Source organism: Grimontia celer (assembly GCF_900055185.1).
Taxonomy (GTDB): Bacteria; Pseudomonadota; Gammaproteobacteria; order Enterobacterales; family Vibrionaceae; genus Enterovibrio; species Enterovibrio celer.
In genome coordinates this window covers 357,713-371,105 of the sequence record NZ_FIZX01000001.1, presented here as the reverse complement: position 1 = coordinate 371,105, position 13,393 = coordinate 357,713, and the positions used below count along the sequence as shown (strand labels likewise).

The window sequence follows — 13,393 nt, the reverse complement described above, 5'->3', positions numbered from 1 at the left end:
CTGCCATTTCTGCAATTTTTCAACAGTATGGATTACGTTATGGGAAGACGAGAGATCAAAAAACGCCAGACAAGCTGGCGTTTTTCTTAACCGATGAAGATTTACTGTGCGTGAGGTCTGAATACGATCTTCTCGTCTTCTTCCGCCGCCTTCATGTCATTGAAGCGTTTCTCATCCAGCGCGTCTTCGCTCTTCGCTACGATACAGGTCACCGCACAGTCACCAGTGATGTTCACCGCTGTGCGAATCATATCCAACAGACGGTCCACACCCATGATCAGTGCAATACCTTCCAGCGGCAGACCCACTTGGTTCAATACCATGGCCAGCATCACCAGACCTACACCTGGTACACCCGCGGTACCGATGGACGCCAGCGTTGCCGTCAGGATAACCGTCATGTAATCCATCATCGTCAGGTCAACGTTGAACGCCTGCGCGATAAACACTGTCGCCACACCCTGCATCATCGCCGTGCCGTCCATATTAATGGTCGCGCCCAGTGGGATAGTGAATGAAGCAATCTTGTTATCTGCTCCCATACGACGGGTAGTGGTTTCCATCGACACAGGAATGGTCGCATTTGAAGAAGCGGTAGAGAACGCAAACATGATGGCATCTTCCATCTTCTTCAAGAATGTTACCGGACTCAGGCCGCTGAATACCTTAAGTAGCGTGGTGTAGGTCACCAGTGCATGCAGCACCAAACCACCTGCCAACACGAAGAAGTATTCCGCCAAACTGACAATCGCAGACAAACCCAATGTCGTAAACAGTTTCGCCATCAAACAGAACACACCGAATGGTGCGAGGTTCATCAGCAGCGCAACCAGCTTCAGGATCACTTCGTTCAAATCGCGGAAGAATGCTGCGACCCGTTCGCCCGGTTTGCCGGATGCACTTATCGCAATACCAAACAACAGTGCAAAAATGATGATTTGCAGCGTGTTACCTTCCGCCATTGAGCTGATAGGGTTGGTTGGAAACATGCCCACAATCACATCGCCCAAAGAAGGGGCTTCAGAAGCTTGGAAAGACGATGCAGCAGAAAGGTCAGCACCTTTACCCGGACCAAACAACAGCGCAAGGCTCATCGCCAAGGTGATCGCCAATGCCGTGGTACCCAAGTAGAACATCAGGGTTTTGCCACCCAAACGGCCGAGAGTCGCGATATCTTTCAGTGCGCTGGTACCGCACACCAACGAGACAAAGACCAATGGAACAACCAGCATCTTCAAACTGGCTACAAAGATTTGGCCACCAACATCAAACAGGCCATTGACGATGTATTCGTTGACGAAACCCTCTTCGCCAAACAGAAAACGAATAGCAAAACCGGTCACAATACCCAGCACCATGCCAAGTAGGACACGGGTTGTCAGAGACATCTTGTTAGTTTCCGCATTCATCATTGAAAACTCCTTTTCAAAACATAACGCCAAGGAGATTAAACTGGTGATTTATATTGAACTGAAGAATACGAAGTGCCATAAGGCTTAGAATCGTTTCTACGGAACCAATTGAACCGAACTTTAATCTGATTGGTTAACGTGCTCTTCACAATCAAGCCGGACGAGATTAGCAGCGGAATCCCAACTAAATACATTCCCTTTTTACAACATCAAGTCACTTTTATGCGACGCGTCACACATTGGAGACTAAATTTTCAATCCAAAAAACATTTAATTAACAAAATAAACAACTATTGGTTCAGTATTTAAGCAGCGCAATGGCCTGCGACTGTTCAAAAAGTCATCAATCCTATTAACAATGTTAGGCACACCTAACACGAGGCTCCTCCTGGAAACGGAAAAGCGCCGTGGAAGGTATATACCCAAATAAGGATTAGCTTTCTACCAGCCAGAAGTAGCTATAGGCGGCGATTAAAGCGGGTACAGAGGAGTAAAGAGTTGCCACAATGGCTGCTTTTGGCGCCAGGGCTATCGCCGGGAAAAGTGCATCGCCATCATTGGAGATAGCATTTCCTATTTGCGCCGAAATGGGTATTGCGCCACTAATGTACAAGCTGGTGACCAAAATCTGGGGACCACATCCAGGAAGAAGACCCACTATAACCCCCATCAAGGGAATCAGGGCTCCCCAACCAGAAAAGAGTTCCGTGAGATCCAACCCCAGCCAAAGCACACAAAGCTCGAACACCAGAAAGGCTGCAATCACCCAGACCGTGACAAAGTTGGTGTCCTGAGCGACACGCTGGAAAAGATGGGACGCACTGTCTTTGGGATCTTCTCCCACCAAAGACTCATAATTCTCCGCCTCCCGCGCCAATGCCCAGAATGTCACTGTCATGATCGCCAGTGCCGCTCCAGCCCATTCAGATGCCCCTGCAGGTAAATGAAGCAAAGTATCAGTATCAAATTGCATTGAGCCAAGCAGTGCCATCACCAATGAGGGGATCAGTAACCACTGCCAGAATCGGCCCTGCACACTGATATGCGTTTGACAGTCTGATTGATTGGCACAAGCAGGTAATTTTGATGAGAGGTTTTTAGGGCGCATGAAGCCATCACGATGCAGCGCATCAACGATTTGTCCGGAAACCACACCCACAGCAAAACCCAAACCAATCATAAATACGCCATCTGACGGCCTCGTTGCCAGAAGCAGAAAAGCCGCATCGCCCATGGTGGCCGTTAGTACAGCGACAACACTGCCAAAACTGAGGTGACCACGCACAAACTGGGTAATAACAACAATAGCCCCTCCACATCCGGGTAGAGCACCCATTGCAGCTGAAAACACCACCTGAAGGTTTTTCCGCTTCGCTAAACGCGACAACCAAGCACCCTGACGATCGAACTTGTCTGTCAAATAGTGGAACAATGCCAATGTCGCGGCGACGTAAGCAGCGACCTGCCAAAACGCATCAGCTAATACAGAAATAGTCACTGCGCGTGTTGGTTCAGCAAAGACCAATGCAAGTAACATTACAGGCGCCAAAAGACGACGTTTTTTAATCGCCCACAAATGCCCTTTTGATACTGGTGCGAAGAGTCGTGAAAGTAATCCTGTCATTGCTTTACTTTTGATAATGAGAATTATTATCAATAATAGATCGTAGGTGACGAATTGCAACAGTTTATGGGAGGGGGAGAAAAGAAAACCGCCCCGAAAGGCGGTTTCTGAAATGGCTTAAATCCGGCGCTTAAACGCGGAAGAAGGCAAGTTCCTGCTTCTGGCTTTCAGCCAGCTGAGACAGTTCCTGACTCGCCGATGCACTCTGACTGATACCCGTAACATTTTGGGTAATGATACCAGACATATTCGTGATGTTACGGTTGATGTCCTGGGTCACGGCAGACTGTTGTTCTGCTGCGGTCGCAACGAGCGTATTCATGTCGGTAATTTGTGCCACAGACTGGGTAATGCCGTTTAGGGCATCGTTTGCCTGCTGACTAAGCTCTTGTGTGCGAGCCAGAACATCCATGCACGTTCCCATGCTGTCACCCGCTTGCGACGCCTGAACCTGCAGGCCTTCGATAATTTCCTGGATCTCTTTGGTTGACGCTTCAGTGCGCGCTGCCAACATACGTACTTCATCTGCCACCACCGCAAAGCCACGGCCAGAATGACCCGCACGCGCCGCTTCAATTGCAGCGTTAAGTGCCAGCAGGTTTGTCTGCTCGGAAATACCACGGATCACTTCGACCACATGACTGATACGTTCAGACTGTTCGCGCAATGTGGTCACAACACTGGCGGTGTTTTCAATCGATTCTGCCATTTGAACAGCGGCTTGCGTGCTCTGCTCGAACACAGACAAGCCTTGCGCAGCCAACTCATCAGTCTGACGTGCTGCATGGTCAGCATTCACAGCGTTATCTGATACGTTGTCTGCTGTGCTGGAAAGCTCAGTGACCGCAGAGGCAACTTGCTCAATTTCAGCCTGTTCTTGCTGCGCGTTCACCGCGGACTGATTCATTACTGCTGCAAGTTCTGTTGAAGCTGCTGCGACTTCATCACTGATGCTAAACAGCGTTGTCACCGTGTGACGCAGTTGGCTGATAGTTTGGTTGGTGTCACGACCTAAACGCGCCAGCTCGTTTTCACCATCATCATTCGCCTGAACATTCAGATCACCCGTCGCCAGGCGACGCATCACGTCCTGAAGCTCTTCCAAAGGTTTCACAATCACACCTGACAGCCACCAGCCAAACAGCATCGCCAGTGTTAATGCGCCGCCCATCACAAGTCCAATAGTCACCATCATCTGGTCTGCATTGTCGTCAGACATTTTCAGATCTTGCTCTACTAACGGGTTGATGAATGAAGACAGCGAAGTGATGTCTTTCATCATATCTGCACCCAGCTCGCGGTATTCATTCACCATCGCGTTGTAGCGTGGCGCTGCGATTTGCTGGTTGAAATAGGATTCGATGGTTGGCTGCGCTTGCGCGTGAGTGTAACGCATGTATTGGCTTACGCTCTTTTCTACGTTCAGCGCCAAGTCACGAAGGGCATTGGTTTTCGCCATTTCGCGTGAAATCGTCAGCGCTTCATTACCCAGTTTGGCGACATTGTCAGCCATTTGCTTGGTTCGCTGTGAATCGTAAATGCCGTAAATCGCCTCAACACGCATTGCCCATGCAATGTCTGCCAGTTTAGACACGCGATCTTTGTCGGAGGCTGCCTGACGGGCAGTATTACTGACGTTGTAAACCGCAGATTCGACTTCGCTTTTGGCAAAGAACATCACTGCGAAAGTGCTAAGAACCAAAATAAAGATGGGGATCAGAATTTGATATCTGATAGAGATGTTTTTTAGTGACATCTGTCGCTTAAACCTGAGTCTGCTTGATGAAATTGCGCGCATTATGAGACTTAGATCAACATTTGCCAACCGTGTATTCTCTTTTAGAAACATTTATTTTGGTAATTTTTTTGAACGCCAATTTCCTGTCGAAAGCGTCAAAAATATGGGGGGATTTTAGGTTCGAAGCAGATGATAGAAAGGGCACTACTTCCCTGCCAATACACCAATAAGTATGGATTACTATACCCAAACAACCTGAAGATGCAGGATTCAGGTTGTTTGGGTATATACGGTTGAACGCCCGGATTCAAATCTGGAACAGGTCTTCTCTAATCAACAGCCTCTATGGAAGTATCGTTGCAATGCTCTCTTTCCGGAGGTAGCTCGTCTCTGCCGATTTCTTTGAAAATGGTGCGATTGCGACCGCCATGTTTTGCCGCGTAAAGCTGCTTATCAGCAAAATCAAAGATGTCTGGGTAAGTCCACGCCTTAGCTTGAGGCGGCACCATTACCGCACCAATGGAAAGCGTCACAATCCCCCTTTCAGTCACATGGGGGATCGCCAATGCTTCGACTTCACTTCGCATACGTTCGGCAATATACTGCAGATTTTCAGCCTCATACACTTTCAACAACACAACAAACTCCTCGCCACCAATACGGAAACAAAGATCGTTGTTGCGGGTGTTGCTTAGAAGCACATCCGCGATCTTCTTGATGACTTCATCTCCTTTACCATGGCCAAACGTGTCGTTGTAACGTTTAAAGAAATCGATATCACACACGATCGCCCCAAAGTAAGCGCCTTGTCTTTGGGTCGCTTTGTAGAGTGCGACAGCACGGTCTTCATAATTATGCCTGCCGCTCAATCCGGTTAGGGCATCGGTATCGGAAAGATGTTTAAGCTGTTTTAACTGGGACTGCGTTTTGCGGGTCAGTCTATGCAGACCTCGGGCAAGGACACCAATTTCATCATTGCGGTTAACCTCATCCATATCCGCAATATTTAGCTTCTCGATATCCTTGTCCATCTGCTCAGCGAGTCTTCTCAGCGGCGCGACTAACCAATGGGTCACCCCAACAATCAGCAATAATGAAATTAGCAAGGCAACCGACGCTTCAATGGCAATGGTGAGGTAAATTTCGTTCTTCAAAGAGAACAGGCGAGAGGCATCAAAAACGGCGTAAACCATGCCACCATTTTTGTTATATAAAGGCAGTTGCACCGCCACCACACCGTATTCAGGCAAGAGTTCATACTTGGCAGAATTCGGTCTCAATGGCCAAGGGGCCGCAAACTCCTGCGTGCGGGCTTTACCAAGTTCGAGCGCTGCCAGATCTTCTTCCGCTTTTTTCAGCAAGAATGCCAGCTTGCGTTTGGTGACATCGCTCAAACCATCGGCGTCTACTTGGCTGGCAAGGTTATCGCGGTTAAGGCGAGACTGCTCAAGCTCCTCGTCAGACACATCAATACGCCAAATGTCCCCGGTTTCCCGAAAATAGCGAACACACACCTTCTTATCTTGATAATCAGACGTCCCTTCAACGTCCAACAACAGAAGGGATTCGATACTTCTGAGGGTATCCTTATGGGAAGGCATTGTGAGGGCAGTATAGTTTCGCCCAGCCACAGCGGCTGAAATCTCACGCATCAGCGGCAGCACTGACTGTTCAATCAGTGCTGCTTCATGATTAACACGGGACTCCCACTCACTTTGATAACGTGAGTAGCTCATCCCCGCAATCAGAATAATCACCAGCATCAGGTGAGAGACAAAGAGCAGCTGATTGATCGTAAACCGTTTCAGCATCTAAACCTCCTTTCCGAAACCGGCTGAGGAGTTATTCATAAGGAGAGAGAACCGGCTCAGTACAGGTGCCATTAATGCAGATATCTTTGTAAGTATCATGGCAACGGGCACAAAATTCTGGTTCAAGCGTAGGATGCGTGCTGGCAATGTCTTCACCCTGACGGTTGTAACTGCCATACATGGGCAAACCGCTGAAATGTTCCGTCACCCAGATAATGCCCTGCACCTCAGACACTGCAACGACGGTAGGGCCGTCTGTATATGGGCCATGGGTTTTGTATTGTTCCAGCTTTTCTGGATTGACGCGGATGGTCAGTGGTGAGCCCTGCCCATCATTAATCCAAGAGTAGGAGCGGACGGCTTCCTGAATAAAGAGAGAAGTATCTGGAGGAAGGACCGTATCTGCAGGCAGGGTCAGCGACTCCTTCACCACGGGCCAGTCTTCCCAACCTTCAGGGTAACTCGCTACCGAGTCTGCGTAAGACACTGAGTGGAAAATAAAACTCAGTAACAACGCAATAGACTTGCACGCCTTCGCAAAATACATCTAGTTCTCCCAAATAAAACACCCGAGTTGGATAGTTTCCAACCCAAGTATTTTAACGGTTAAAAAAAAGTATTAATAATGCAGTCTGACAATAGTAGAGCCCGGTAACATTAACACCGGGAAATTGATTTACATTTCTCTTTCAAGGCTTGTCACCAGCGCTTCAATGTCTTCGTGCTTGTCACTGGTAGAAAGCCAAACCAAGTAGAGTTCATTTGCCATCGCCGGGCTCTCTTTCACCACATGAAGAGCACCTGCTTCAATCCAAGGCTCAGCAACCGTCGAAGGCAAAAAGCCAACACCACCGCGGTTTAACAGAAATTTAAGCGCTGGCTGACAGGCATGGCTGTGCAAAATGGGGGTACGCTGCAACGCCATGATGCGACTGTGTTCCAAGCCAAAGCGCGTTCCCCAGTCCAGATAAACCATCGACAGTTCGCCAATAGATTCCATGTCCTGATCCGGCTCGCTGGAAACCAACAGCAAATCAAATGAGGTAATACGGTGTTGCTGCAGATCCGCCAATTTAGGAGGTTCGCTGGTCAGTACCACATCCACTTGTTTCTCAAGCAATGCAGTAGAGATTTGTTGGCGATTCAAGGATTCAGTACGCAGCGCCCAATCAGGTTGGCTGGATTCCACCTGCTCTAACCAGTCGCTGCAGCTGTCCATTTCCCAGATCAGCGAGGTTGCACCTACCGTGAGTTGCTGCTGATAGCTACCGGTTAACGCTACATCCTGACGCGCCCTTCCCCACGTCTGCAAAATACTTTCCGCGTAAGGTACAAACCGCTCACCTGCCGCAGTTAAGCGCAAATCGCCGCGTTTACGGGTAAACACAGGCGTACCCAGTTTGATTTCCAACTGGCGGATGCGGAAGCTGACAGCAGACTGCGTCAAATACAGGTTGGTCGCCGCCTTACCAAAGTGGCGGGTCTTGTTCACTTCCAAGAACGTGCGTAGTAGATCGGTATCCATAATCAGCAATAAATCAAAATAATTTCGTCAACTTGCGTTATCAGGGAAAACCCTTATCGGGTCAAGGGTAAAACGCACAAATCAGCGCGATTGCAGATCAATTGAACGCGTGACACGTATTGGCAGGCATACTTAGCACAAGTTTACGTTGTATCGCGGCGGCGAGAGACAGGTTTGGGCAGTGAAAAGCATAAAGCATATACCGCCAGTCCCAGACACCAAGCCACAACGAACAAACCCCAGAATTCTACTAAGCTGCCGATCAGCGCCGACGCTGATAACAAGAAAGTCGCCACCAATAGAATATTGATGAAGGTTGCCAGATACCGGTTTGCCTTGAAGCTTCTTCCCCAAAAAACAAACACGCACAGGTTAATCGCCGCGACCTGCCGACTGTAATACCTATCGAGATACATCGCGAGCCAGAATCCCCACAGTGAGCCCACTGCTATGTCGAGCCAGGTCTCAAACATCGAGCCTCCGAAACATGAAACTGTCTCCACCCGCGCGCAAACAACGCGTAAACAAATTGATGTTTTGGGTGGAATGCGTAACACAGTGTAAACCTTGCGCAACCAGTTACATGTCCCATTATGGAGACCATAAGTGTCGAGATGCTTACCATATACCATCCCAGAGTTCAGACAGATTTTACCCGCCCAGATACTACACTTAATCTCAGGGAAAACGAGGAGTTAACATGAAATTTGCGCTGCTGATTTACGGTACGGAAGACGACAACAAGCAACTCAGTGATGAGCAGGAAATGGAGATGCTCAAGCTTCACCATGTCCTTCAGGAAACAACAGTAGAAAAAGACCAGTTCATAGCTTCTGCGCGGCTAGACTGGACAGACACTGCCAAAACTGTGTCTGCGGATGATGAAGGCAAACCGCTGGTCACTGATGGCCCTTTTGCTGAAACCAAGGAGCAATTTCTGGGGCTATACCTGCTTGACTGTGAAACAGAAGGCGATGCCATTGCCTACGCAGCATCACTGCCTTTGCAACACCACAAGATAGAAGTCCGTCCGGTGGGATGGTGCCGTAATTAAATCATGGACTTTCACGCCAAGGTTGGGATGATTTATCGTCGGGCGCGTCCCAAAGTGCTCGGCGCTTTGGTTCGCCGATTTGGCGATTTTTCCTTGGCAGAAGATGCCCTACAAGAAGCCATTACCCGCGCCTATCCAGCCTGGCAGGAAAACGGAATACCGAACAATCCCGAGACTTGGCTTTTTGTCGCGGCTAAAAACAGTGTTATCGATAACTTCCGCAAGCTGAGCCGCGAAGGGAGCTTTGAAAATGACACGAATGGCGACTCAAACGAACATCCCGACCTTCTCTATAACAACGATATACTGCGGCTTTTTTTTGTCTGCTCTGCCCCCTTGCTTGCAAAGCCACAGCAAATCAGTCTGGCACTTAACATACTGGCTGGCATTCCATCCTCATCACTTGCTCGGGCTTTTCTTATTTCAGAATCAGCAATGGAAAAGCGACTGTCTCGTGCGAAGCAAACAGTTAGTCAGTTAGCCCTCACTACAGACACACCTTTTCTTGACCTCAAGCGTCTCGACTCGGTAAAAAGCATGTTGTATCTGCTATTTACCGAAGGCTACAACTCGGCTTCATCTCCACAGAAAAACCAACTTAGCTTCAGCGATGAAGCCATCTCTTTGACACGGCAGCTTGTCGAACTCATCCCCGACGACACAGAAATCCAAAGTCTTCTCGCTTTGATGCTTTATGGCCAATCCCGTCGTGACGCCCGCTTTCGAGGAGATGAACCGGTCCCTCTTGATGAACAGGACAGAACCCTCTGGGACCAAGGCATGATTTCCGAAGCCACTGGGATACTCGCCAAAGCCTCAACACGCGCTCCTGCGGGTTATTATCGCCTTCAAGCCTGCATTTCTGGGGCACATAGCATTGCAAGAAATCCAGAAGACACTGATTGGGAAGACATCCTCCACCTCTATGACGCGCTATACCGCCAACACCCCACGCCTGTGGTCGCGCTAAACCGCGCCGTGGCAACCGCTCATGTCAACAGTGCACATCAAGCACTTGAGGAGATTCAGCCACTGCAAAAGCCACTCGCACGTTATCAATATTTCCATGCCACCCGCGCCCATCTGTTAAAGATGGCGGGAAAATCAGAAAGTGCAGTAGAGGCATTCAGAGCAGCGCAAATTCTGGCACAGCATGATTGGGAAAAAGCTTACATAGAAAGAGAAATCAATCAGTTAGAGAAGTCGAAAAAATAATTCAGAAAAAAGTCAGCACTGATGTCCGGTGGGAGATTTGTTGTTCGTCCTATTAAGAGACACTCAACAAAAAGGACGACAAAATGAGCAACGCACAGCAAACCCATGGCGCACCAAGCTGGATTGAACACTGCGGCCCGCAACACCACGAAGCAAAAGCGTTTTATCAACAAGTGCTTGGCTGGGAAATCATGGATCACCCAATGGAAGGTGATGTGGTTTATCCGATTATCTCAATCAATGGCGGTGGCGTCGGAGGATTTAAGCCTTTCCCGGATCTTGAGCCTGGCTGGCTGGTTTACATCACGGTAGATGACGTAGATAGCCGACTCGAAAAAGCCGTGTCGCTCGGCGCAACAGAACTGATGCCGCCTTCAGATATTCCGGGAGTTGGGAGGATTGCTATTTTCAAAGATCTGCAAGGTGCCAAAATGGCGCTAATCAAATACAACGCCCAAGAAGGATGAGCTTCTATTCAGCAGGGATCCTGATACCAAGAACAAAGACAGAGGGAAATGATATGCCTAAGTATGTGATGACTTATCTCGGCGGCAACCCGCCCGCCACACCGGAAGAAGGCCAAAAGCATTTCGCCGAATATCAGACATGGTTAAAAGAGCTTGGCAGCAAAGCCGTTAGCCCAGCCAATCCGATGAAAGGCACTATTTGCGTCGCTCCGGACGGCTCTATCAGTGAAGGAAGCCAAATTGGCATGTCCGGTTACACCATTATTGAAGTCGATACCATGGAAGAGGCACTGCAAGCCGCAAAGGCGTGTCCGTTCCTTGGCATCGGAGGAACGATGGAAGTCTCCGAACTCATAGAAATGAAGTTCTAAGTTCATTCCTTTTTATTGCAAACCTGCTTCGCAGCAAGCCTGCGAAGTGGATTTATATGCCTAAAATTCGGAGGTTCAGTTGGAACATCTAACCATTGCGCCACTTTTAATTGCGGTCTGTGTTGTACTGCAAATCCCGATGACCATCGCAGTAGGGCTTAGGCGACTTGCCACTGGCATCAACTTTGGTTGGGGCCAAGACCAAAATCTGATGCAAAAGCTACGAGGTCACGGCAACAATACCGAAACCGTCCCCATCACCCTTTTCGCTATTACCTTGGCTGAGGCGTTAGGAATGGCACAAATCTGGGTAATTGCCGCTGCCATTGCAATCGTGGCAGGACGACTTATTCACTACCACACATTGGTATTTACCCCTTCCGGAGCGACTAATGGCCGTGCTGTAGGGATGATACTGACTTTTTCAGCCATGATTATCCCATCTGTTTTTCTGTTTTACCGAGCGCTCTAAGGCGAAAACCTTCGAGGAAAATATATGGCTTACGATGAACAGCTAACCCAACGATTCCGGGACGCTACATCCAACGTCAAAGGCATCACGGAAAAACATATGATGGGCGGAGTCTGCTTTCTTCATCACGGTAATATGATTGGCGGTGCTGATAAAGGCCGCTTCATGTTCCGTGTCGGCAAAGAAAACGAAGATATTGCTCTCGAAAATCCCGGCGCAGAAGTCATGGTTCAAGGGGGAAGAAAAATGTCTGGGCTGTTGTTTGTCGATGCTGAACACGTCGACAGCCAAGCTTTAGATGACTGGATTTCGCTCGCACTGAGTTTCGTCGAAACCCTTCCGCCTAAGTAGTGCAGAAATGCGACGGGTTGTCCCGCTATGCACATGGAAATCCCAGTGTCGCTGTGCGACTATGACCTTACAAGTAACGCCTCCGACAGGAAGTCGCCCAAGCACAGAATCAATACAGGAGTTATACGTGCGCATATCTGCCCCCATCGTCGAATCACTGGATACCATCCTTCCCGAAGAACCTTTATTGATGATGGGCGCTGGCCCTGTACCAATTCCTGCCAAAGTCGCCGCTGCCAACGGTATTGTGATTAACCACCTTGGTGAAACTATGTCACGCATCATCGAGCAGGTTAAATCTATGTCACGCTATGTATTCCAGACCGAGTCTTCACACATTCTCGGTGTTGCAGGCCCGGGGTCGGCGGCGATGGAAATGGCGGTCGCTAATCTGGTTGCGCCAGGTGACAGGGTGCTGTCTGTCAGCAATGGTTTTTTCAGCGGCCGTTTGGCGGAAATGTCTGAGCGCGTAGGTGGAGAAGTCACCCGCTATACCATCGTTGAAGGGCAAGCAGCGAACCCTGAGGAGATCGCCAAAGCGATCGCCGAAATACAGCCAAAAGTACTCACTATCGTTCAGGGTGAAACCTCCAATACTGTTTGTAATGGCGCGCTGCCGGAAATCTGTCGTGCAGCACAAGCAGCAGGATGTCTGGTGATTGTTGACGCTGTCTGTACCCTCAGCACCATGCCACTTAACATGGATGAATGGGGAGTGGATGCCGTCATCACGGGTGGCCAGAAAGGTTTGAGCTGCATTCCTGGCGTTTCTCTGGTGGCCTTCTCTGAGCTAGCCTGGGACAAAATTACCACACGGGAAGACACTCTTCGTCACTGGTGTCTTGATGCCAAGCTGGCTGACAAATTCTGGTACCAAAGTTCCTACCATTACACCGCACCGGTTTCTGGCATTATGGCCATTCATGAGGCGCTTCGACTGATTTGCGATGAAACCTTAGAAAAGCGCTTTGACCGCCACCTAAAATGCTCCCTTGCTCTTCAGGCTGGCATTCAAGGCCTTGGGCTTTCCCTTTATGCCGACAAAGCCTCGCGACTGAATTCTGTCGTAGGCATCAATGTGCCGGAAGGGTTAAACCAGAAAGAGATTCTGGCGGCGATTTCACGAGATTTTAAAGTAGAGATTTCAGGTTCATTTGGTCTGAACATTGTTCGAATCGGGCAAATGGGCGAGCAATGCCGCGTGCATAATATCTTCCGTACTATCCACGCTTTAGGGTCGACCATCCAAAGACTCGGTGGCGAAGCGAACTTACCGTTAGGTGTGGCGATGTTGGAAAAAACGTTGCAGGAGTATCAGCCGCAGTTTGGCTGACAGAACATAAGTTGGAAGGT

14 protein-coding genes are annotated in these 13,393 nt (G+C 49.1%); 7 read left to right on the top strand and 7 right to left on the bottom strand.

Annotated elements, in window-relative coordinates; genetic code table 11:
• Positions 1 to 101: 101 nt before the first annotated feature.
• The 7 genes from GCE9029_RS01750 to GCE9029_RS01720 form a co-directional block, all read right to left on the bottom strand.
• Positions 102 to 1,409, bottom strand: a complete 1,308-nt coding sequence (locus tag GCE9029_RS01750) for a dicarboxylate/amino acid:cation symporter (RefSeq protein WP_062663091.1) — start codon at positions 1,407 to 1,409, stop codon at positions 102 to 104.
• A gap of 436 nt (positions 1,410 to 1,845) precedes the next feature.
• Complete coding sequence (locus tag GCE9029_RS01745) at positions 1,846 to 3,036, bottom strand: putative manganese transporter (protein ID WP_062660767.1); 1,191 nt, start codon at positions 3,034 to 3,036, stop codon at positions 1,846 to 1,848.
• Between the two features lie 130 nt (positions 3,037 to 3,166).
• Positions 3,167 to 4,792, bottom strand: coding sequence for a methyl-accepting chemotaxis protein (locus GCE9029_RS01740; protein ID WP_062660766.1), 1,626 nt, complete (start codon positions 4,790 to 4,792; stop codon positions 3,167 to 3,169).
• A 311-nt stretch (positions 4,793 to 5,103) separates the two neighbouring features.
• Complete coding sequence (locus GCE9029_RS01735; RefSeq protein ID WP_062660765.1) at positions 5,104 to 6,585, bottom strand: GGDEF domain-containing protein; 1,482 nt, start codon at positions 6,583 to 6,585, stop codon at positions 5,104 to 5,106.
• A gap of 31 nt (positions 6,586 to 6,616) precedes the next feature.
• Positions 6,617 to 7,132, bottom strand: coding sequence for a hypothetical protein (locus tag GCE9029_RS01730; RefSeq protein WP_062660764.1), 516 nt, complete (start codon positions 7,130 to 7,132; stop codon positions 6,617 to 6,619).
• A 129-nt stretch (positions 7,133 to 7,261) separates the two neighbouring features.
• Entirely contained in the window at positions 7,262 to 8,110 is an 849-nt protein-coding gene (gene hdfR / locus GCE9029_RS01725; protein WP_062660763.1) for an HTH-type transcriptional regulator HdfR, read from the bottom strand.
• A 143-nt stretch (positions 8,111 to 8,253) separates the two neighbouring features.
• The gene (locus GCE9029_RS01720) at positions 8,254 to 8,583 is read right to left on the bottom strand and encodes a hypothetical protein (RefSeq protein ID WP_062660762.1); all 330 of its coding nucleotides are present in this window, start codon (positions 8,581 to 8,583) and stop codon (positions 8,254 to 8,256) included.
• Positions 8,584 to 8,810: 227 nt separating this feature from the next.
• Here GCE9029_RS01720 and GCE9029_RS01715 point away from each other — a divergent pair, with 227 nt between their 5' ends.
• The 7 genes from GCE9029_RS01715 (at position 8,811) to GCE9029_RS01685 (ending at position 13,373) form a co-directional block, all read left to right on the top strand.
• Positions 8,811 to 9,164 (top strand): YciI family protein, encoded by a 354-nt coding sequence (locus tag GCE9029_RS01715; RefSeq protein WP_062660761.1) that lies wholly within the window; start codon positions 8,811 to 8,813, stop codon positions 9,162 to 9,164.
• A gap of 27 nt (positions 9,165 to 9,191) precedes the next feature.
• Positions 9,192 to 10,379, top strand: a complete 1,188-nt coding sequence (locus GCE9029_RS01710; protein WP_231870016.1) for an RNA polymerase sigma factor — start codon at positions 9,192 to 9,194, stop codon at positions 10,377 to 10,379.
• Positions 10,380 to 10,462: 83 nt separating this feature from the next.
• The gene (locus tag GCE9029_RS01705; protein ID WP_062660759.1) at positions 10,463 to 10,846 is read left to right on the top strand and encodes a VOC family protein; all 384 of its coding nucleotides are present in this window, start codon (positions 10,463 to 10,465) and stop codon (positions 10,844 to 10,846) included.
• A gap of 53 nt (positions 10,847 to 10,899) precedes the next feature.
• Entirely contained in the window at positions 10,900 to 11,217 is a 318-nt protein-coding gene (locus GCE9029_RS01700) for a YciI family protein (protein WP_062660758.1), read from the top strand.
• A 79-nt stretch (positions 11,218 to 11,296) separates the two neighbouring features.
• Positions 11,297 to 11,689, top strand: coding sequence for an MAPEG family protein (locus GCE9029_RS01695; RefSeq protein ID WP_062660757.1), 393 nt, complete (start codon positions 11,297 to 11,299; stop codon positions 11,687 to 11,689).
• A gap of 24 nt (positions 11,690 to 11,713) precedes the next feature.
• A complete protein-coding gene (locus GCE9029_RS01690) occupies positions 11,714 to 12,040 on the top strand; it encodes a TfoX/Sxy family protein (RefSeq protein ID WP_062660756.1) in 327 nt (108 codons plus the stop codon).
• A 127-nt stretch (positions 12,041 to 12,167) separates the two neighbouring features.
• Positions 12,168 to 13,373, top strand: a complete 1,206-nt coding sequence (locus GCE9029_RS01685; protein ID WP_062660755.1) for a pyridoxal-phosphate-dependent aminotransferase family protein — start codon at positions 12,168 to 12,170, stop codon at positions 13,371 to 13,373.
• The last annotated feature ends 20 nt before the right edge of the window (positions 13,374 to 13,393 follow it).